18 protein-coding genes are annotated in these 19,774 nt (G+C 63.2%); 6 read left to right on the top strand and 12 right to left on the bottom strand.

Translation table 11 applies throughout. The features are described 5' to 3' along the window. Positions 1-93: 93 nt before the first annotated feature. From hflX to V6093_RS20425, 7 genes are all read right to left on the bottom strand, one after another. Complete coding sequence (gene hflX, locus V6093_RS20455) at positions 94-1,395, bottom strand: ribosome rescue GTPase HflX (protein WP_003249534.1); 1,302 nt, start codon at positions 1,393-1,395, stop codon at positions 94-96. Positions 1,396-1,407: 12 nt separating this feature from the next. Further along, on the bottom strand, positions 1,408-1,668 hold the full coding sequence (gene hfq, locus V6093_RS20450; RefSeq protein WP_003249532.1) for an RNA chaperone Hfq: 261 nt from the start codon (positions 1,666-1,668) through the stop codon (positions 1,408-1,410). 94 nt (positions 1,669-1,762) lie between these two features. Continuing rightward, a complete protein-coding gene (gene miaA, locus V6093_RS20445; protein WP_003249530.1) occupies positions 1,763-2,734 on the bottom strand; it encodes a tRNA (adenosine(37)-N6)-dimethylallyltransferase MiaA in 972 nt (323 codons plus the stop codon). Position 2,735: 1 nt separating this feature from the next. Then, complete coding sequence (gene mutL / locus V6093_RS20440; protein WP_406669596.1) at positions 2,736-4,634, bottom strand: DNA mismatch repair endonuclease MutL; 1,899 nt, start codon at positions 4,632-4,634, stop codon at positions 2,736-2,738. Continuing rightward, positions 4,634-6,064, bottom strand: a complete 1,431-nt coding sequence (locus V6093_RS20435) for an N-acetylmuramoyl-L-alanine amidase (RefSeq protein ID WP_003249525.1) — start codon at positions 6,062-6,064, stop codon at positions 4,634-4,636. The genes mutL and V6093_RS20435 overlap by 1 nt, the downstream gene beginning before the upstream one ends. Before the next feature lie 11 nt (positions 6,065-6,075). Next, positions 6,076-6,549, bottom strand: a complete 474-nt coding sequence (tsaE, locus tag V6093_RS20430) for a tRNA (adenosine(37)-N6)-threonylcarbamoyltransferase complex ATPase subunit type 1 TsaE (protein WP_003249523.1) — start codon at positions 6,547-6,549, stop codon at positions 6,076-6,078. After that, the gene (locus tag V6093_RS20425; protein ID WP_004577533.1) at positions 6,537-7,397 is read right to left on the bottom strand and encodes an NAD(P)H-hydrate dehydratase; all 861 of its coding nucleotides are present in this window, start codon (positions 7,395-7,397) and stop codon (positions 6,537-6,539) included. Before V6093_RS20425 ends, tsaE begins: the two co-directional genes overlap by 13 nt. Positions 7,398-7,462: 65 nt before the next feature. Here V6093_RS20425 and queG point away from each other — a divergent pair, with 65 nt between their 5' ends. Next, positions 7,463-8,527: a tRNA epoxyqueuosine(34) reductase QueG gene (gene queG, locus V6093_RS20420; RefSeq protein WP_047604661.1), complete on the top strand. Its 1,065-nt coding sequence runs from the start codon at positions 7,463-7,465 to the stop codon at positions 8,525-8,527. 140 nt (positions 8,528-8,667) lie between these two features. Here queG and V6093_RS20415 read toward each other — a convergent pair whose 3' ends face one another. Together V6093_RS20415 and orn are read right to left on the bottom strand one after the other, a co-directional pair. Beyond that, a complete protein-coding gene (locus V6093_RS20415; protein ID WP_003249516.1) occupies positions 8,668-9,279 on the bottom strand; it encodes a trimeric intracellular cation channel family protein in 612 nt (203 codons plus the stop codon). A 91-nt stretch (positions 9,280-9,370) separates the two neighbouring features. Then, complete coding sequence (orn, locus tag V6093_RS20410) at positions 9,371-9,913, bottom strand: oligoribonuclease (RefSeq protein WP_003249514.1); 543 nt, start codon at positions 9,911-9,913, stop codon at positions 9,371-9,373. A 152-nt stretch (positions 9,914-10,065) separates the two neighbouring features. Here orn and rsgA point away from each other — a divergent pair, with 152 nt between their 5' ends. Further along, positions 10,066-11,097, top strand: a complete 1,032-nt coding sequence (gene rsgA, locus V6093_RS20405; RefSeq protein ID WP_003249512.1) for a small ribosomal subunit biogenesis GTPase RsgA — start codon at positions 10,066-10,068, stop codon at positions 11,095-11,097. A 307-nt stretch (positions 11,098-11,404) separates the two neighbouring features. Here rsgA and motB read toward each other — a convergent pair whose 3' ends face one another. Together motB and motA are read right to left on the bottom strand one after the other, a co-directional pair. Beyond that, complete coding sequence (gene motB / locus V6093_RS20400) at positions 11,405-12,445, bottom strand: flagellar motor protein MotB (protein ID WP_003249509.1); 1,041 nt, start codon at positions 12,443-12,445, stop codon at positions 11,405-11,407. Between the two features lie 3 nt (positions 12,446-12,448). Next, positions 12,449-13,300 carry a flagellar motor stator protein MotA gene (gene motA, locus V6093_RS20395; protein WP_003249507.1) on the bottom strand — a complete coding sequence of 284 codons (852 nt, stop codon included), beginning with the start codon at positions 13,298-13,300 and terminating at the stop codon, positions 12,449-12,451. 130 nt (positions 13,301-13,430) lie between these two features. On the opposite strand from motA, the gene V6093_RS20390 reads away from it, so the two are divergent. Genes V6093_RS20390 through asd form a run of 3 tightly spaced genes read left to right on the top strand, consistent with a single transcriptional unit; the run spans position 13,431 to position 16,693 of the window. Beyond that, on the top strand, positions 13,431-14,966 hold the full coding sequence (locus V6093_RS20390; protein ID WP_406669595.1) for an HDOD domain-containing protein: 1,536 nt from the start codon (positions 13,431-13,433) through the stop codon (positions 14,964-14,966). A 44-nt stretch (positions 14,967-15,010) separates the two neighbouring features. Continuing rightward, positions 15,011-15,820 carry a rhodanese-like domain-containing protein gene (locus V6093_RS20385; protein ID WP_258230047.1) on the top strand — a complete coding sequence of 270 codons (810 nt, stop codon included), beginning with the start codon at positions 15,011-15,013 and terminating at the stop codon, positions 15,818-15,820. 9 nt (positions 15,821-15,829) lie between these two features. After that, positions 15,830-16,693: an archaetidylserine decarboxylase gene (gene asd / locus V6093_RS20380; RefSeq protein ID WP_265979333.1), complete on the top strand. Its 864-nt coding sequence runs from the start codon at positions 15,830-15,832 to the stop codon at positions 16,691-16,693. Positions 16,694-16,769: 76 nt separating this feature from the next. Here asd and serB read toward each other — a convergent pair whose 3' ends face one another. Then, complete coding sequence (gene serB, locus V6093_RS20375) at positions 16,770-17,984, bottom strand: phosphoserine phosphatase SerB (protein ID WP_047604702.1); 1,215 nt, start codon at positions 17,982-17,984, stop codon at positions 16,770-16,772. 134 nt (positions 17,985-18,118) lie between these two features. On the opposite strand from serB, the gene V6093_RS20370 reads away from it, so the two are divergent. Beyond that, positions 18,119-19,576 (top strand): AhpA/YtjB family protein, encoded by a 1,458-nt coding sequence (locus tag V6093_RS20370; RefSeq protein WP_004576414.1) that lies wholly within the window; start codon positions 18,119-18,121, stop codon positions 19,574-19,576. The last annotated feature ends 198 nt before the right edge of the window (positions 19,577-19,774 follow it).

The raw sequence follows: 19,774 nt of genomic DNA, 5'->3' as shown, positions 1-19,774 counted from the left end.
GCTCTCCATCTGATAAAGCAAAGACGCGCCCACGGCGCGCCGTCCAATGCTACAGAATGCCTGTCACTGCTGCCCGGCGACCTCGACGAGCATTTATTGCAAAGTGTGTTGCTGGACAAACACTTGCGGCTCCATGCCTTCGCGGCTGACCAGGCGATTCAGTTCGACCATGGGCAGTCGCACGCTCAGCAGGCTGCGCCCTTCTTCATCATGCTCTTCACTCTGCACGGCACCCAAGGCAAAGAATTGCGCGCGCAAGCGGGCAAAACGCTGCTCCAGGCACAGGGTACCGACAAACAGATCATCCCCCAGCAACTCGGCAACCGCCTGGCCAACCAGCTCCAGGCCACGCCCATCGCGTGCCGATACCCAGACCCGTTCCGGCTTGCCATCGGCATTGCGCTGGATCTGTGGCTCGACATCTTCGAGCAAGTCGAGTTTGTTGTACACCTCCAGGATCGGCAACCCCTCGGCACCAATCTCACCCAACACCGCCAGCACCTGCTCGATCTGCTCCATGCGCTCTGGCTCATGGGCGTCGATCACATGCAGCAGCAGGTCGGAGTTGCTCGACTCTTCGAGCGTAGCCCGAAATGCCTCGACCAGCTTGTGCGGCAGGTGGCGAATGAAGCCTACGGTGTCGGCCAGCACGATCGGCCCCAGGTCGTTGAGCTCGAGCCGGCGCAGGGTCGGGTCGAGGGTGGCGAACAACTGGTCCGCGGCATACACCTCGGATTCGGTCAGGGCGTTGAACAGCGTGGACTTGCCGGCGTTGGTATAACCCACCAGCGACACCGAGGGGATATCCGCGCGCTTGCGCCCGCGACGCGCCTGCTCACGCTGGCTGCGCACTTTCTCCAGGCGTGACTTGATCTGGCGTATACGCACCCGCAACAGGCGGCGGTCGGTTTCCAGCTGGGTTTCACCCGGGCCGCGCAGGCCGATACCACCTTTTTGTCGCTCAAGGTGAGTCCAGCCGCGCACCAGCCGCGTGCTCATGTGCTCCAGCTGGGCCAGTTCGACCTGCAGCTTGCCTTCATGGGTACGCGCCCGTTGGGCGAAGATATCGAGGATCAGCCCGGTACGGTCGAGCACACGACACTCGAACACACGTTCAAGGTTGCGCTCCTGACTGGGCGTGAGGGTGTGATTGAAAATCACCAGGTCTACCTGTTCGGCATGGACCAGGTCGTGCAACTCTTCGACCTTGCCACTGCCAATCAGGTATTTGGCGGAAGGCTGATGCCTTGTCACCGTGACCAGCGAGACGATGTCGGCACCGGCCGACAATGCCAACTCCTGAAACTCCTGCGGGTCTTCGCGCGCCTCAGGGTTCTGACCTTCCAAGTGAACGAGCAACGCCCGCTCACCACCACCGTGGCGCTCAAAGAACAATGCAGGCTCCTATCAGGCGTTGCCTGGCTCGCTGTCGCCGTGCTCGCTGTCGGTCGGGCTTGGCAGGCGGACCGGACGGGCCGGAACTACGGTCGAGATGGCGTGCTTGTAGACCATCTGGCTGACGGTGTTCTTCAGCAATACCACGAACTGGTCGAACGATTCGATCGAGCCCTGCAGTTTGATACCGTTGACCAGGTAAATGGATACCGGGACCTTTTCTTTTCTCAAGGTATTCAAGTAAGGGTCTTGTAGCGAATGCCCTTTTGACATATGCCGCACTCCTGTAAGGATAAATAATAGAAAATCAATAAAAACGATAAATTAGGCCGCCCCTTCGCAAGAATAGACGGCAATCAGCAGGGACTCAGCTCAATATGGAGATGGCCCCAAGGTATTTCAAGGTGCGGGACAGATTGTCGCAGGCCAGGCTGTCAAGCCAGTGCACGTCAGGCCAGCCACGCAACCAGGTGAACTGCCGCTTGGCCAGCTGCCGGGTAGCAATGATACCGCGTTCACGCATCTCATTCTCAGTCAGCTTGCCATCCAGGTAATCCCACACTTGCCGATAACCCACTGCCCGTATAGACGGCAGCCCGGCGTGCAAGTCACTTCTGGCTCGCAGCGATCGGACCTCGTCAACGAAGCCCTGTTCCAGCATCTGCGAAAATCGTAACGCAATTCGCTGATGCAAAATGTGACGATCTGTAGGAGCAATCGCCAAACTGGCGACAGTATAGGGCAAATGTCCGCCGGCGCCTGCGTCTGCGCCGCGACTTTCCGCGAATTGACGCCGACGATGAGCTGTCATGCTCTCGCCGCTCACCCGGTACACCTCCAAGGCCCGGATCAACCGCTGCGGGTCATTGGGGTGGATACGTGCCGCGGACTCCGGGTCGACTTCGGCCAACTGGCGGTGCAGCTCGGCCAGGCCCAGGGCTTCAGCCTGCGCTTCCAGCTCGGCGCGCACCGTCGCATCGGCGGCCGGCATATCGGCCAGGCCATCGATCAACGCCTTGTAATAGAGCATGGTGCCGCCGACCAGCAGCGGGATCTTGCCGCGCGCGGTGATCTCGGCCATGGCCTCCAGCGCGTCGGTACGGAACTGCGCGGCGGAATAGCTCTGGGCCGGGTCGCGAATGTCGATCAGCCGGTGCGGGTGGGCAGCGAGGACTTCTTTCGACGGCTTGGCCGAACCGATATCCATGCCACGGTACACAAGTGCCGAATCGACGCTGATCAGTTCACACGGCAGCACCGTGGTCAGTTCGATGGCAAGGTCGGTCTTGCCGGCCGCCGTCGGACCCATCAGGAATATTGCAGGGGGCTTGCCGCTCATTTCATCGACCGCGCAGGAAAAGTTTGTCCAGATCATCCAGGCCCATCTGAGTCCAGGTAGGACGGCCATGGTTGCACTGGCCGCTGCGCTCGGTGTTTTCCATGTCGCGCAGCAGGGCGTTCATCTCGGGAATTGCCAGGCGCCGGTTGGCGCGCACGGCACCGTGGCAGGCCATGGTACCGAGCAGTTCGTTGAGATGCGCCTGAATGCGATCACTGGTGCCGTACTCCATAAGGTCGGCAAGCACGTCCTGCACCAGGCGGTTGGCTTCAGCCTGCTTGAGCAAGGCCGGGATCTGGCGAATCGCCAGGGTCTCAGGGCCCAGGCGCTGCAATTCGAAGCCCAGCCGCTGAAACCACTGTGCATGCTCTTCGGCACAGTCGGCTTCACGCTGGCTAAGGGCCAGGGTCTCCGGCACCAGCAGCGGCTGGCCACTCAGGCCCTCGCTGGCCATGGCCACCTTGAGGCGCTCGTACATTATCCGCTCGTGGGCAGCGTGCATGTCCACCAACACCAGGCCAACAGCGTTCTCGGCCAGGATGTAGATACCCTTGAGCTGCGCCAGGGCATAGCCTAGCGGTGGAATGTCGCCTTGGCTTTCGTGCAGTGCCGTCGCAGGCGCAGCACCGGTTTCCAGCGGCTTATAGAACTCGCGGTACACCGCCTGTGCCTCTGCGGCCGGCAGCGGCTGTGAGGGACGTGGGGTGTATTGATACTGGTAACCGGCGCCACTGCCACCATTGGAAAACGACTGTTGCGGGGCTCGAGGCTGTTCAAGCACCGGCGAGGCCAGGCGCATTTCACCCTGAGGCCCGAACTCACCGGCCTGCTGGCCCGTGGGGCGAACCAGCTCAGGTACGGCAGCAGGTGCGGCCAGCTGGTCTTCCGGACGTACATCGGCCAAGGCACGGTGCAAGGTGCCATACAGGAAGTCATGCACCGAGCGCCCTTCACGGAACCGTACTTCATGCTTGGTAGGGTGCACGTTCACATCGACGCCGTTGGGCTCCAGCTCCAGGAACAGCACGAACGTGGGGTGGCGACCGTTGAACAGCACGTCCCGGTAGGCCTGACGCACGGCATGGGCGACCAGTTTGTCGCGCACTGCCCGGCCATTGACGAAGAAGTACTGCAGGTCTGCCTGGCTGCGCGAGAACGTCGGCAAGCCGACCCAGCCCCAAAGGCGCAGGCCGTTGCGCTCGACGTCGATCGGCAGTGCCTGCTCCATGAAGCCCGGGCCGCAGATGGCACCCACCCGCCGTGCACGGGCGGTTTCGTCGTGGGCCTCGTGCAGGCTGAGGATGCTCTTGCCATTGTGGCGCAGGTGGAAGCCGACATCGAAACGGGCCAGCGCCAGCCGCCGGATCACTTCCTGCAAGTGATCGAATTCGGTTTTCTCGGCTTTGAGGAACTTGCGCCTGGCCGGGGTATTGAAGAACAAATCGCGCACTTCCACCGAGGTACCGACCGGGTGCGCCGCCGGCTGCACGCGCGGCGTCATGTCACGGCCTTCGGTTTCGACTTGCCAGGCCTCACTGGCACTGGCGGTACGCGAGGTCAGGGTCAGGCGCGCCACCGAACTGATCGAGGCCAAGGCCTCGCCACGGAAGCCCAGGCTCAATACCCCTTCAAGGTCTTCCAGCTCGCGGATCTTGCTGGTGGCGTGTCGGGCCAGGGCCAGCGGCAGGTCGTCGGCAGAAATACCGCTGCCATCGTCCCGCACCTTCAGCAGTTTGACGCCGCCCTGCTCGACTTCGATATCGATGCGCCGGGCACCGGAGTCCAGGCTGTTTTCCAGCAGTTCCTTGGCTACAGACGCCGGCCGCTCGACAACCTCGCCGGCGGCAATCTGGTTGGCCAGCCGCGGGCTGAGCAGCTGAATTCGCGAACCGCCACTCATCATTGCGCGGCCAAGGTTGTGGCGGGTACATCGAGGCGCTGGCCAACCTTCAGCTCATCGGTCTTCAGGCTGTTGATGCTGCGCAGGCTGGCCACGCTGACCTGGTAACGCACGGCGAGCATCGCCAGGGTTTCGCCAGGGCGCACGGTGTGTTCACGCGGGCCGGCGGCGATCTTGCCGGTGTCACGCAACCAGGCGATGTAGGTGCCAGGTGGCGGGTTCTGCTGGAAGTACTGGTGCACCCCAGTGCGGATCGACCGGGCCAGCGCCTGCTGGTGGCTGGAGGAGGCCAGTTTGGCTGCTTCGTTGTTGTTCGAGATGAACCCGGTTTCAACGAGGATCGACGGAATATCCGGCGACTTCAGCACCATGAACCCGGCCTGTTCCACACGCTGCTTGTGCAACGAAGTGACACGCCCCATGTTGCCCAATACCTTTTGCCCCACGTTGAGGCTGGAGCTGAGCGTAGCGGTCATCGACAGATCAAGCAGCACGCCCGCGAGCATGCGGTCCTTGTCGTCGAGGCTGACATTACCCGCACCACCGATCAGGTCAGAACGGTTTTCCGTGTCGGCCAGCCAGCGCGCCGTCTCGGAGGTGGCGCCACGATCGGACAGGGCGAACACCGAGGCGCCAAAGGCTGCGCGCGACGGGGCCGCGTCGGCGTGAATCGAAATGAACAGGTCGGCGCCTTTCTTGCGGGCGATTTCCGTACGCTTGCGCAGCGGAATGAAGTAATCACCGGTGCGGGTCAGCTCTGCACGGAAACCTTTTTCGCTGTTGATCTGACGCTGCAGCTCCTTGGCGATCTGCAACACGATGTCTTTTTCGTGCTGGCCACGCGAGCCGGAAGCGCCAGGGTCTTCGCCACCGTGCCCGGCATCGATGGCAACCACAATGTCACGCTTGCCACTGGGTACCGGTGGCAGCTTGATCGCCGGCTGGGTCGGCGTCACTGGCACCGCGGGCGTTGTCGCAGGCGTTTGTACCGGGGCCGGCGCAGGTGGCGGCGTGCTGGCCGCGATAGCGTCAGCCTCCTGGTCATACAGGTCGACCACCAAGCGGTTGCCGTACTGTGCGTTGGGCGCCAGGGTGAAGCTTTTCGGGGTAACCGACTTTTTCAGGTCGACCACAACCCGAAGGTCGGTTGGCGTACGCTGAGCCGAACGCACACTGCTTATCGGCGTGTTGGAGGTGGCCACATTCAGTGGCGCGGCCAGTGTTGCGCCATTGATGTCGATGACCAGGCGATCGGGTGCGCTCAGGGTGAAGACACTATGCTGCACGGGGCCAGACAGGTCGAAGACCAGCCGCGTGTTGTCCGGTGCGCGCCACAGGCGCATGCTCTTGACTTGAGTGACGGCCAGAGCCTCAACGGTCACCGTTGTCAGCAGCAGCCCAACGATGGCGACCAGTGCGCGTATGCGCATACCTACCCCACTTACTGTTTATAGTGTTCGGCCAGTGCCACGCACCAGGCCTCGCCGCGAGCCCCCTGCGGCGAAAGGTTCAGCGAGCGTCCACTCGCTTGGGGGCTTATGGTAATGGTCAGGTCAGGCTTTGGCAAAACGCCCGCACCCTTTTGTGGCCATTCGAACAGGCACAGCGGGTCGCCCTCGAAATAGTCACGAATGCCCATGAACTCAAGCTCCTCCGGGTCGACCAGGCGATACAGGTCGAAGTGAAAGGCTCGGACCTCGCCGATTTCATAGGGTTCGACCACGGTGAACGTCGGGCTTTTCACAGCCCCAGTATGGCCCAGACCGCGGATCAGGCCACGCGACAGGGTTGTTTTACCCGCGCCCAGGTCGCCCTCAAGGAAAATCACGCCGCGACCGCCGGTCACCTCGGCCAGTGCTGCACCGAATTTGACCGTGGCCTCTTCATCGGCCAGAAACAGATTTAAGCCAGACACGCAGAATGCTCCTCCAACAACTCACGAATGACCGGCGCCAGATCACTGGCCGCCAGGCCTCTACCTTTTTTCCCAAGGCGCTCGCCGGCACAGGCGTGCAGCCACACCCCCAGGCAGGCTGCGCCCCAGGCATCCAGGCCTTGGGCCAACAGGGCTGCCAGCACGCCAGTCAGCACATCGCCCAGGCCGGCGCCGGCCATCGCCGGGTGCCCGCGCTCGCACAACGCCAGCTGCCCGCTCGGGGCTGCCACCAGTGTGCCAGCCCCTTTGAGTACACAGACGCTGTTATAACGCCGCGCCAGCTTGCGCGCAGCGCCAGGGCGGTCGGCCTGCACGGCCTCAGTGGCAATGCCCAGCAGCCGCGCCGCCTCCCCCGGGTGCGGAGTAAGGATGCTGCCACTGGGCAGGGCCAGCGGGGTTCGCGCCAGCAAATTCAAGGCATCGGCATCCCACACTTGCGGCCGCTCGGCGTTGGCCACCGCCGACAACAGGCTGCAGCCCCACGCCGCCTGCCCCAGGCCGGGCCCGACCACCAGGACCGAGGCGCGCTCCAGCACACCCATCAGTTGGTTGGCCGAACGGACACCCAGGCACATGACCTCGGGCAGGCGCGCCAGGCTGGCCGACACGTGCTCGGGCCGGGTTGCCACGCTGACCAGCCCGGCGCCGCAACGCAGGGCGGCTTCGGCACTGAGCAACACAGCGCCTCCGGTACCCAGGTCGCCACCGACCACCAGTACATGGCCGAAGTCGCCTTTGTGGGCATGCGCCTGCCGCGCCGACAGGCGGGCAACCGTCACGCTGCTGAGCAATTGTGGGGCATTACTGGGGTGTTTGGTCTGCGGCATGGGGTCAAAGGCTCCAATGTCTGGCAGAATTATACGCACCTGAGCCCGTATTGCCTTGCCCATCCATGTCCGCCTCTATACCTGACCTCGCCCAACTGGCCCAATCGATCAAGATTTGGGGCCAGGAACTCGGTTTTGCCCATGTTGGCATCGCCGGGGTCAACCTTGGCGAACACGAACACCACCTGCAGCGTTGGCTCGACGCCGGTTATCAGGGTGAAATGGAATACCTGGGCGCCCACGGCAGCAAAAGGTCACATCCCGACCAGCTGATCCCCGGCACGGTACGCGTGGTCTCGCTACGTATGGACTACCTACCCGGCGATACGCAGATGGCGCAGCGCCTTGCCCAGCCCGAGAAGGCCTACGTGTCACGCTACGCGCTTGGCCGGGACTACCACAAGCTGGTGCGCAAGCGCGTGCAGTTCCTCGCCGACCGCATCCAGGAAGCCATCGGCCCGTTCGGCTACCGCGCCTTTGTGGACAGCGCCCCGGTACTGGAAAAAGCCCTGGCCGAACAGGCTGGGCTGGGCTGGATCGGCAAGAACACGCTATTGCTCAACCGCAAGGCGGGTAGCTACTTCTTCCTTGCCGAACTGTTCGTCGACCTGCCGTTGCCGGTGGACGAAGCCACCACCAGCGAGCACTGCGGGCGTTGCCAGGCCTGCCTGGACATCTGCCCGACACAAGCGTTTGTCGGGCCCTATGTGCTGGATGCGCGACGCTGCATCTCGTACCTGACCATCGAGCTGAGGGGCGCGATCCCTGTCGAGTTACGCGCAAAGATGGGCAACCGCGTGTTCGGTTGCGACGACTGCCAGATCGTCTGCCCCTGGAACCGCTTTGCCAAGCACAGTCAGGAGCAGGATTTCCAGCCACGGCATGGGCTGGAAAATACCGACCTGGCGGCGATGTTCCTGTGGGATGAACGCACCTTCCTGCGCAAGACCGAGGGCGGGCCTTTGCGGCGTGCGGGGTACGAGCGGTTCTTGCGCAACCTGGCGGTGGGGTTGGGCAATGCGCCCTCCACGATTCCGGTGATCGAGGCGCTGAAGGCCAGGCGTGACGATGAATCGGAATTGGTGCGCGAGCATGTGGAGTGGGCGCTGGCCCGACACGGAGCTCAATAGCGACCAGCCTCAGAGCATGCGCCATCCTTGTGGGAGCGGGCGCGCCCGCGAAGCAGGCAACACAGGGAATGGCACCGGCTTCGCCGGTGTTCGCGGGCACGCCCGCTCCCACATGGGCCATGTTGCGCTTGTAAATTGCGTCACTGCTGGTCGTTGTAGTGGAACTTGGGCATTTCCCAGTGGAAGCGTATCGCCAACAGGCGCACCAGGAAGCCGCCAAACAGAGTCAGCAACATCGCCTGCTCCGCCGGCACCTTGAAATACACGCATCCCAGATAGAACCAGGCCGCCGCAAATGACACACTGGCATACAGCTCGCGGCGGAACACCAGCGGGATGTCGTTGCAGAAGATATCCCGCAGGATCCCGCCAAACACCCCAGTGATCACCCCGCTGATCGACGCCACCAGCATGCCCTGCCCCATCTCCAGCGCCGTCATGCAACCTATCAGGGTAAACGCCACCAGCCCCAGGGCATCAAGCACCAGGAACAGCGAGCGAAGGCGGCGCATCATTGGCGCGATGAAAATGGTCAGCAGCGCCGCAAAACTGGTCAGCACCAGGTACTCAGGGTGCTTCACCCAGGTCAGCGGGTAGTGCCCGAGCAGCACATCACGCACCGAGCCACCCCCAAGCGCAGTGACGCAGGCGATCAGCACCACGCCAAACCAGTCCATGCCGCGACGCCCGGCAGACAGCGCGCCAGTCATGGCTTCGGCGGTAATGGCGATAAGGTAGAGCATCAACAACATGGTGCGGGTCCGTGCGGGAAAGGCGCGCAGTCTAACCAGTTGCCCAAGGCACCAAAAGGGGGCGCAGATACAATATCTGCGCCGTTTCGACTCACAGCTTGATGAAGTGCTCGCGATAGTGACGCAGTTCGGCGATCGATTCGCGGATATCGTCCAGCGCCAGGTGGGTATTGCCCTTCTTGAAGCTGTCACGCACGTCCGGCGCCCAGCGCGCGGCCAGCTCCTTGAGGGTGGAGACATCCAGGTTGCGGTAGTGGAAGTAGTTTTCCAGGTTGCGCATGTGGCGGTAGAGGAAACGACGATCCTGGCAGATGCTGTTGCCGCAGATCGGCGACTTGCCTTTAGGCACCCACTGCTCGAGGAAGGCGATGGTCTGTGCCTCGGCTTCGGCCATGCTGACCTTGCTCTCGCGCACGCGCTGGGTCAGCCCCGAAGCGCCATGGGTGCGGGTGTTCCACTCGTCCATGCGCGCCAGCACTTCGTCACTGTGGTGGATGGCGATCACCGGGCCTTCGGCCAAGGTATTGAGCTCGCTGTCGGTGACGATGGTGGCCATTTCGATGATGACGTCGCTGTCCGGATCCAGGCCGGTCATTTCCAGGTCGATCCAGATCAGGTTCTGTGGGTTTTGCATGCAGGGGCTCCTCATATAGGCGGTCATATTAGCCTAGTGGCCAAGGCACGCCCATTCACGGCACAAAGGTGAGCAGAATAGTCCAGCGGCTGGCGTGCTAAACTGCCTGCCGTTTTCAATGCCCCACGCCGGGCCTCTCTTACGGTACCTTCATGGCCAAACGCCAGCTCAATCGCCGCCAAAACTGGCGGATCGAAAAAATCCAGGGCGAGCGCGCCGCTCGCGCGGCCAAACGCGAGCAGCATGCACTGCAGGAACTGGAAGGTGGCGACCTGGGGCCGGAGCAACTGGGCCTGGTGATCGCGCACTTCGGCGTGCAGGTAGAAGTTGAAGCTCAGGATGGCGAAACCGCAGGCCAGGTGTTCCGCTGCCATTTGCGCGCAAACCTGCCAGCACTGGTCACCGGCGACCGTGTCGTGTGGCGTGCGGGTAACCAGGGCATCGGCGTAATCGTGGCGCAGATGCCGCGCAGCACCGAGCTGTGCCGGCCGAACAACCATGGTCAACTCAAGCCGGTGGCAGCCAACGTCGACCTGATCGTGATCGTGTTCGCCCCGGCGCCGGAGCCGCACCCGAACCTGATCGACCGCTATCTGGTAGCGGCCGAGCACGCCGGCCTGCGCCCGCTGCTGCTGCTGAACAAAGCCGACCTGATCAACGACGAGAACGGCCCCGGCCTGCATGCGCTGCTGGAGGTCTACCGCGAACTGGGCTACCCGCTGCTGGAAGTTTCGGCACACCACGGCGACGGCATGCAGCGCCTGCAGCAACAACTCGACGGCCATATCAGCGTGTTCGTCGGCCAGTCGGGGGTGGGCAAGTCGTCGCTGGTCAACAGCCTGCTGCCAGACGCTGGCACCCGCGTCGGCGACTTGTCGGAATGGTCAGGCCAGGGTACCCACACCACCACCACGGCGCGGCTTTACCACTTCCCCAACGGCGGGGACCTGATCGACTCGCCGGGTATTCGCGAGTTCGGCCTTGGCCATGTCAGCCGCGACGACGTGGAGGATGGCTTCATCGAGTTCCGCGACCTGTTCGGCACCTGCCGCTTCCGCGACTGCAAGCATGACCGCGAACCGGGCTGCGCCCTGCTCAAGGCACTGGAAGAGGGGCGCATCAAGCCGCAGCGCATGAACAGCTACCGCTCGATCATCGCCAGCCTGGCAGAAGACAGCTACTGAAACGCTCGAAATGAAAGTTGCCGCGCCCCCTTGTAGGAGCGGGTTTACCCGCGAATACGGTGGCGACTGCAACGGTGAACGGCGGGTGGAAATTGGCCAGCAGGTCCGGCCCTTTCGCGGGTGAACCCGCTCCTACGACGGCCTGCGCCCAATCACCGATGCGTATGTAGGAGCGGCCTTAGCCGCGAACACCGGCAACGCCGGTGCCATTCACCGCACTGGCGGCTTCGCGGGTAAACCCGCTCCTACAGTGATCGCGCCAGCGTTCAGGTGGTGGGTAGCACAGTTGCCCACCCCAAAAAGCCGCTTACTGATCCTTGGCTTCATCCATCTTCAGCGTGCCATCTTCAAAGATGTTCAGCTTCTGGCGCAGCTCGCGCGGTTGCATCGGTGCCTGTTCAGTTGCCCCTGGGTCAGCCGGTGCCGAAGCCCCTGGCGCAGCACCACTGGCTGGCGCTGCAGGTGCCGTTGGCGCAGCTGGCGGTGTTTCCGGCGCACCCTGCTCACCTTCGATATTGCGCTGGGCTTTCTTGGTCAGCACGATGATGTCGATACGGCGGTTGACCGGGTTGAACGGGTCCTTGCGGTCGAACAGTGACGACGAGGCGTACCCCACCACCCGTGCCACCTGGCCGTCCGGGTAGCCACCCGCCACCAGGGCACGCCGCGCGGCGTTGGCGCGGTTGGCCGACAGCTCCCAGTTACCGTATTCGCCAGTGCCAGCATACGGCTTGGCATCGGTATGGCCGCTGATGCTGATCTTGTTCGGCACCGCCTTGATGGTGTCGGCCATGGCCAGCAGGATATCTTCGAAGTAAGGCTGCAGGCGCGCGCTACCGATGTCGAACATCGGTCGGTTCTCAGCATCCATGATCTGGATGCGCAGGCCGTCCTGGGTGATCTCGAACAGGATCTGGTCCTTGAACTTCTGCAGCTGCGGGTTCTCTTCCACCTTGTTCTGCAGTTCCTGCAGCAACAGCTCCAGACGCTCGCGCTCGACCTGCTCGGCCATGGTCTCGACCTGGTCCTTGTTCAGCTGAGTGGGGGACTGCTGCGTCGGCTCGGTCTTCACTTCCGGATTGATGGTTTTGTCCGGCGCCATCTCCGGGGAACCCCCCAGGTCGATGACATAAGGCGTGCCACTCTCGGAGAAACCAATAGGGTCCTGGAAATAGCCGGCAATGGCGATCTTCTGCTCAGGCGTGGCCGTGGACAACAGCCACAGCACCAGGAAGAACGCCATCATCGCCGTGGCGAAGTCGGCAAAGGCGATTTTCCAGGCGCCACCATGGTGGCCGCCGCCAAAGCGCTTGACGCGCTTGACGATGATGGGCTGATTGTTCTCCATGACTCAGCGACCGCGAACCGCTTGTTCCAGTTCGGCGAAGCTTGGGCGGTGCTTGGGGTACAGCACCTTGCGCCCGAACTCGACCGCCAGCGAAGGTGGCATGCCCGACGCCGAGGCCACCAGCGAAGCCTTGATCGATTCGTAGAGGTTCAGTTCTTCCTTGGCATCGTGCTCCAGGCACTTGGCCAAAGGGCCGAAGAACCCGTAAGCCGCCAGAATACCGAAGAAGGTACCCACCAGTGCCGCACCTACGTGCATGCCGATGGCCGCCTGATCGCCATCGCCCAGCGAGGCCATGGTCACCACGATACCCAGTACCGCCGCAACGATACCGAACCCGGGCATACCGTCGGCGATGCCGGTCACCGCGTGGGACGGGTGCTCCAGCTCTTCCTTCATGCTCAGCAGTTCCATGTCGAACAGGCCCTCGAGCTCGTGCGGGGCCATGTTGCCGGTGGACATGATGCGCAGGTAATCGCAGACGAAGGCGGTCATGCGCTCATCGGCCAGTACCGTCGGGTACTTGGCGAAGATCGGGCTGGCTGCGGCGTCCTCGATGTCGGCCTCGATGGCCATCATGCCTTCGCGACGGCTTTTGTTGAGGATTTCGTAAACGAGGCCCAGCACCTCCAGGTAGAAGGCATGGCTGAAGCGCGAGCCGAACATCTTCATCGACTTCTTGATGACGTGCATGGTCATGTGGCCAGGGTTGGCCTGCAGGAATGCACCAAAGGCCGCACCGCCGATGATCAGTACTTCGAACGGCTGGATCAGCGCTGCGATCTTGCCGTGGGAGAGCACGTAGCCGCCGAGCACGCTCGCGAATACGACGATGATGCCGATAATTTTAGCCATAGGTTCAAAGCACTTGCTGTCGTGGTCAGGGGAAGAGACGGGAGCTTTAAAACTCTTCTTCTACTTATCGGCAGAACTGCGCCAGACTATAGCCACTCAATGCGAAAAGCCAGTTCGGACTGATGTCAAAATGCCAATTGAAACCAAGGTGCCCACTCAGGCCCCGCGTACGCTAGAGGCCTGGGTAAAGCTGCTCGAGAGTGTTCGCATCCCCGTGCCGAAGCACAGCTACGACCGGGTCATGGCTGCCATCCACGATAGCCGTCGCTCGCTGCGCGATATCGCCGAACTGATGCAGGATAGCCCGGCACTGGTGCTGTCAGTGATGCGCGAAGCCAATCACCCCACCAATGCCAGCCTTGCCGAACCCGCCGAAAGCCTGGAGGTCGCTCTCAACCGCCTGGGCCTGGAGCGCAGCGAGCAGCTTCTCAAACGCCTGCCGGCGCTGCCCGTGGAGGAAATTCCGCCGGTACTGTGCCAGTTCCAGATGATCAGCCAGCATGCGGCACAGCAGGCCAGCGGCCTGTTCGCCAGCCGCCTGGCACGGCTGTGGCAAGAGATTCACTGGGGCAGCCTGCTGTTCCTGTCGCCACTCTGGCCACTGGCACTGGCCTACCCCAAGCTGCTCGACACTTGGGAGCTGCGGGTTATCCACAAAGGTGAAGACGCCGCCCACGTCGAGGAAGAACTGTTTGGCGTGCGCATCATGGCGCTGTGCCAGACCATGGCCGAGTATTGGCGCCTGCCCCAATGGGTCACCCAGGGTTATCGCCTGCTACTGGAAGAGCGCGAACAACTGGCCCAGGTGCTGAATATCGCCCGCGACGAAGACCTGCTCAGCCAGCAACACCGCCTGGACGCCGAGCCCGGCCTGCGGCGCTGGTTCAACCAGCCGGCCAATACCGTACTGCTGGCCAACAACCTGGCCCTGGCGGCACAGGTCGGCTGGGACAACCCGCACCTGCTGCGCTGGCAACTGCTGACCGCGCTGTACCTGCAAACCTCGCTGGAAGACGTGCAGCAGCAGGTGCACCAGCAGGCTGCCGCCAGCGCCCGCCGCCACGCCCGGCATGCCCTGTTCCACCCGGCCGAGGCCTTGATCTGGCCGTGGCACCAACGCCGCCCTCACCCGGACATGCTCGCACCGCCACCGCCCAGCAGCGACGACCTGGCACGCTGGCGCACGCTGTGCCAGCACCTGCTGGCCCAACCCAGCCCGTTCACCAACACCGTGCACCTGGCCACGCAGGCCCGTGAGGCCCTGCTGGCCTGCGGCATGCAACGCATCATGCTGCTTAGCCTGGACAAGGCCAGTGACTACCTGCGCGTGCAGCAAATTGCCGGCCTGCCCAAGGAGGCCGGGGCTCTGGCTCTGCAGGTATCGCAGAACAAGCTGCTGCAAAAGCTGCTGAGTCAGGCCGGGCAGTTGCGCATCACACCTGAAAACCACAGCCAGTTCTCGGCGCTGTTGCCCGCCCCGCTGCGCACCTTGTTCCGCAGCGAACATGTACTGCTTCGCTCGCTGGCTGCGAACGACCAGGTGCTGATGCTGTTGGTGGCCGAGCAGGGCTGCCGGCCTTTGGCGGATATCAGCGTGCAAGCCTTCGGCAAGACCGCACAATGCATCGAGCGGGCCTTGTCGGTGTTTACCAACCGCAAGGGTTGAGCCTTGCGCTACAATCGCCCCTCTTTCCACACTGGAGACCGTGGATGACCGACTTTTCCGGCCTGCCCCTGGTGATCGAAGCTGCAGACCTGCTGCCACGCCTGGATTCGCCGCAGCTGATCCTGGTCGACCTGAGCAGCGCCAACCGCTATGTCAGCGGGCATATCCCCGGCGCGCGCTTTGTCGAAGGCAAGCGCACCCAGCTCGGCCAGCCCCCGGCGCCCGGCCTGCTGCCAGCCCTGGGCGAGCTCGAAAAACTGTTCAGCGAACTCGGCCACCGCGCCGATGCCGTGTATGTGGTGTACGACGATGAAGGCGGCGGCTGGGCCGGGCGCTTCATCTGGCTGCTCGATGTCATCGGCCACGAGCGCTACCACTACCTCAATGGCGGTATCCAGGCCTGGCCGGCAGACAAGCTGTCCACCGCAGTGCCTGCCATTGGCAGCGCCCCGGTGCACCTGCACGTAGACAGCGCACCCACTGCCACCCGCGAGTACCTGCAAAGCCGCCTGGGCGCCGATGACCTGGTCATCTGGGACGCACGCGGCCCGCAGGAATTCAGCGGCGAAAAAGTGCTGGCAGCCAAAGGCGGCCACATCCCCGGCGCGATCAACTTCGAGTGGACCGCCGGCATGGATTTCAACGACCACCTGCGCATCCGCCAGGACATCGCTGAAGTCCTCAAGCAACTGGGCATCACCCCTGACAAGGAGGTGATCACCCACTGCCAGACCCACCGCCGCTCCGGTTTCACTTACCTGGTGGCCAAGTCCCTCGGTTACCCACGCGTCAAGGCCTACGCCGGCTCGTGGGGCGAATGGGGCAACCACCCGGACACGCCTGTAGAAGTCTAAGGAACCTGCATGAAATCCCGTCTGTTCATCATCAGCCAGTACCTGCTGCCGCACCACCTGCTGTCGCGGCTGGCCGGCTGCATCGCCGAGTGCCGCGTGCGCTGGTTCAAGAACGCCTTCACCGCATGGTTCGCCAAGCGCTACCAGGTGAACATGAGCGAGGCGCTGGTCGAAGACCTGAGCGCTTACGAGCACTTCAATGCGTTCTTCACCCGCGCCTTGAAACCTGGTGCCCGTCCGCTGGACGAATCCCCGGGCGCCATCCTGTGCCCGGCCGACGGTGCGGTCAGCCAGCTTGGCCCGATCGAGCACGGTCGTATCTTCCAGGCCAAAGGCCACGGTTTCAGCGCGCAAGAGCTGCTGGGCGGTGATCCGGCCATGGCCGCGCCGTTCATGGGCGGCGAGTTTGCCACCATCTACCTGTCGCCCAAGGACTACCACCGCGTGCACATGCCGCTGGCCGGCACCCTGCGCGAAATGGTCTATGTGCCGGGCCGCCTGTTCTCGGTCAACCAGACCACCGCAGAGAATGTCCCCGAGCTGTTCGCTCGCAACGAGCGCGTGGTCTGCCTGTTCGATACAGAGCGTGGGCCAATGGCTGTGGTACTGGTCGGCGCGATGATCGTCGCCTCGATCGAAACGGTATGGGCCGGGCTGGTCACGCCGCCCAAACGTGAGCTGAAGACCTTCCGCTACGACGAAGCCAGCCGCACGCCGATCCACCTGGAGAAAGGTGCCGAACTAGGCCGCTTCAAGCTGGGTTCGACCGCCATCGTGCTGTTCGGGCCGGAGCAGGTGAAGTGGGCTGAGAGCCTGGGTGCGGGTTCTGCAGTGCGCATGGGGCAGCAGCTGGCGGCGCCTGTGCAGGCTTGATTCGAGCCATATGAAAAAGGCCCTGCATATGCAGGGCCTTTTTCGTTGGGCCGCCATGCGGCCCCGGATTCACGGATCAGCCGCGGGCGTCGCGATCACGCAGGCCCAGCAGATACAGCACCCCGTCCAGCCCCAAGGTGGAAATCGCCTGCTTGGCCGACTGGCGCACCAGCGGCTTGGCACGAAACGCCACGCCCAAACCGGCCAGCGACAGCATCGGCAGGTCATTGGCACCATCGCCCACGGCGATGGTCTGCTCCAGTTGCAAGCCTTCGTCACTGGTCAGCTTCTTCAACAAATCGGCCTTGCGCTGGGCATCGACAATCGGCTCAACAGCCACGCCCGTCACCTTGCCATCGACCACTTCAAGTTCGTTGGCGAACACATAGTCGATACCCAGGCGCGCCTGCACCTGACGAGCGAAATAGGTAAAGCCACCGGACAGAATCGCGGTCTTGTATCCCAGGCGCTTGAGCTCGGCAAACAGGTTCTCGGCACCCTCGGTCAGGCGCAGCGATGCCCCGATCTCGTCCAGTACCCCCACATCCAGGCCCTTGAGCAGCGCCATGCGCTCTTTGAAGCTGGCGCGGAAGTCCAGTTCACCGCGCATGGCGCGCTCGGTGATCGCCGCCACCTGCTCACCCACACCCGCCGCCTTGGCCAGTTCGTCGATGACTTCGGCCTCGATCAGCGTGGAGTCCATGTCGAACACCGCCAGGCGGCGGTTACGGCGGAACAGATCGTCCTTCTGGAAGGCGATGTCGACGCTCAGCTCTTCAGCCAGGGCAAAGAAGTCGGCACGCAGGGCCTGGGCATCGCTCGGCACACCGCGCACGGAGATCTCGACGGCTGCCTTACCCTTGTCGGTTTCGGCATCCAGTGCCACCCGGGCCGACAGGCGCTCGATACGCTCGATGGTCAGGCCGTACTGGCTGATCACCGCACTCACCCGCTGCAGTTGCTCGGGAGTAATCTTACGGCTGAGCAGGGTAACGATGTGGCGCGCTTCGCCATGCCCATCAGCCCAATGCTGGTAGTCCGCCTCGGAAATCGGCGTGTAACGGGCCTGCAGGTTCAGTTCGTGGGCTTTAGCCTGCACGCTTTGCAACAGCGCGGTAGCCACTTCGTTGTCCGGGATGTCGACCAGGATGCCAAACGACAAGGTGCCGTGCATGACCGCCAGGCCGATGTCGAGGATACTCACACCGCCCTGTAGCAGGACGCCGGTGATAGCCGCAGTGAGACCGGGACGGTCCTCACCGGTGATGTTGATCAGGACGATTTCGCGCACAACCTGGCTCCGACTTCGATGAAAAATGCGCATTCTACCGATTTTCCATGACCATCGGGCGCCAACGATACTTTGCCGACAAAACCCGGCTCGCTATACTCCCCCCACTTTCATGCCATTAAGAGCCGAGCTCTGTGAACCGGCCCACGCCAGTCAAACCAGACAATTTCTTCCTGATGATCTATCGCGCCCTGAGTCAACGTCGCGTGCCGCTGGCACTGCGCATCGCCTGCACCAACATTTTCCTGGTGGCGCTGGCGCTGGTGATCTACGCCTGCGTGATGGGCCTGCAGTTCAAGCAGGCCATGCATGAGCAGGCCGATGCCTTGGGCCAGAGCCTGACCACCCAGACGGCCACATCGGCCACCGAGCTGCTGGTGTCCAATGACATCCTCAGCCTCAACGTGCTATTGGGCAACCTGGTTAAAAACCCGCTGGTGGCCCATGCCGCAATCTACAGCGTGGATAACCGCATCCTCGCCGAAGCGGGCCAGCGCCCGCGCAACAGCCTGCTGGGCGAGGCCGAAGGCCTGTACCAGACCAAAATCACGTTCCAGGACGTGACGGCCGGGCAGCTGCGCATCAGCCTGGACATGAGCCAGTTCCAGCAACCGATGCTGATCAGCCTGCAGAGCATGGGCATTCTGGCCGCTATCCTGCTGGCCCTGGCCTTGGCCCTCAGCTTGCGTCAGGGCCGCTTCATCACCCTGCCACTGCTGCAACTGCGGGTATGGCTGCGCGACCCGCAGCCCTATACCCCGGCCACCGACCGCCAGGACGAAATTGGCGACATCGCCCGCCAGCTGCATGCACGCCTGGCCCCGCCTCCGCCCCCGGAGCCGGAGCCTGAGGAAGAAGACGACGAGCAGTTCGACGACCTGCCCGCCGCTGCCCCGGCACCCAAGGCCGTACCGCGCGCCAAGGCTGCCCTGGAAGACGAGGATGACGACGAGGCCTTCGCCGGCCTGCTGGACGACGACACTGCACCCAAGGCCGCCGCAGAGGTCGAGTCCGACGAGCCGCAGTACAGCGCCGTACTTGCCGTGCAGCTGGGCTCGCAGGAGCAACTGCGTCGCCTGCCACGCACACGCCTGGCCGAGCTGACCGAGCGCTACCGCGATTGCCTGGAGCACGCAGCCTCGCTCTACGACGGTGAAACCCACACGCTGAACGACGGCAGCACCTTGGTGCTGTTCCACAGCCGCGAGTGTGGCGAGGACTACCTGACCAACGCCATTTGCTGTGGCGAACTGTTGCGCGCCCTGGGCCACGCCCTGCAGATCGAGGTAGCCGACAGCGGCATTACCCTGCAACTGCAGCTAGGCCTGGTCTTGGGCAACGACCTGCATGGGCTGGAACTGGTTGACCTGTTGATGGCCGAGAAGGTCCAGGATGCCCTGGCACTGTCGCAGCACAGCCGTAACCTGTTGCTGGTAGAGCGGCAGATCAACGATGACGCCCTCATTCGCCAGCGTGCGCGTATTCGCCCGATCGCCAGCCCCGAAGGCGCCTGCTGTGTGGAGCGACTGATGGAGCCCTACCCGTCAATGCTGGAACGGCAACTGGCACGCATGCATGAGCACCGCGCCTGACAGGCATACGCTGCATCTACAGCGCATGTCTTGAGCCAGGCTCGTTTCCTTGCGATCACGTGCCTGGCGCAAGATCCAGCCAATAGCGCCCCCGGTAGGAGCGGGTTTACCCGCGAATACGGTGGCGGCGGCAACGGTGAACGGCGGGTGGAAATTGGTCAGCAGGGCCGGCCTCTTCGCGGGTAAACCCGCTCCTAC

Source organism: Pseudomonas putida group bacterium ESBL64 (assembly GCF_045277175.1).
Classification (GTDB): domain Bacteria; phylum Pseudomonadota; class Gammaproteobacteria; order Pseudomonadales; family Pseudomonadaceae; genus Aquipseudomonas; species Aquipseudomonas alloputida.
Note: the sequence above shows the minus strand (reverse complement) of the source record. Positions and strands in the feature narration are given on the sequence as shown.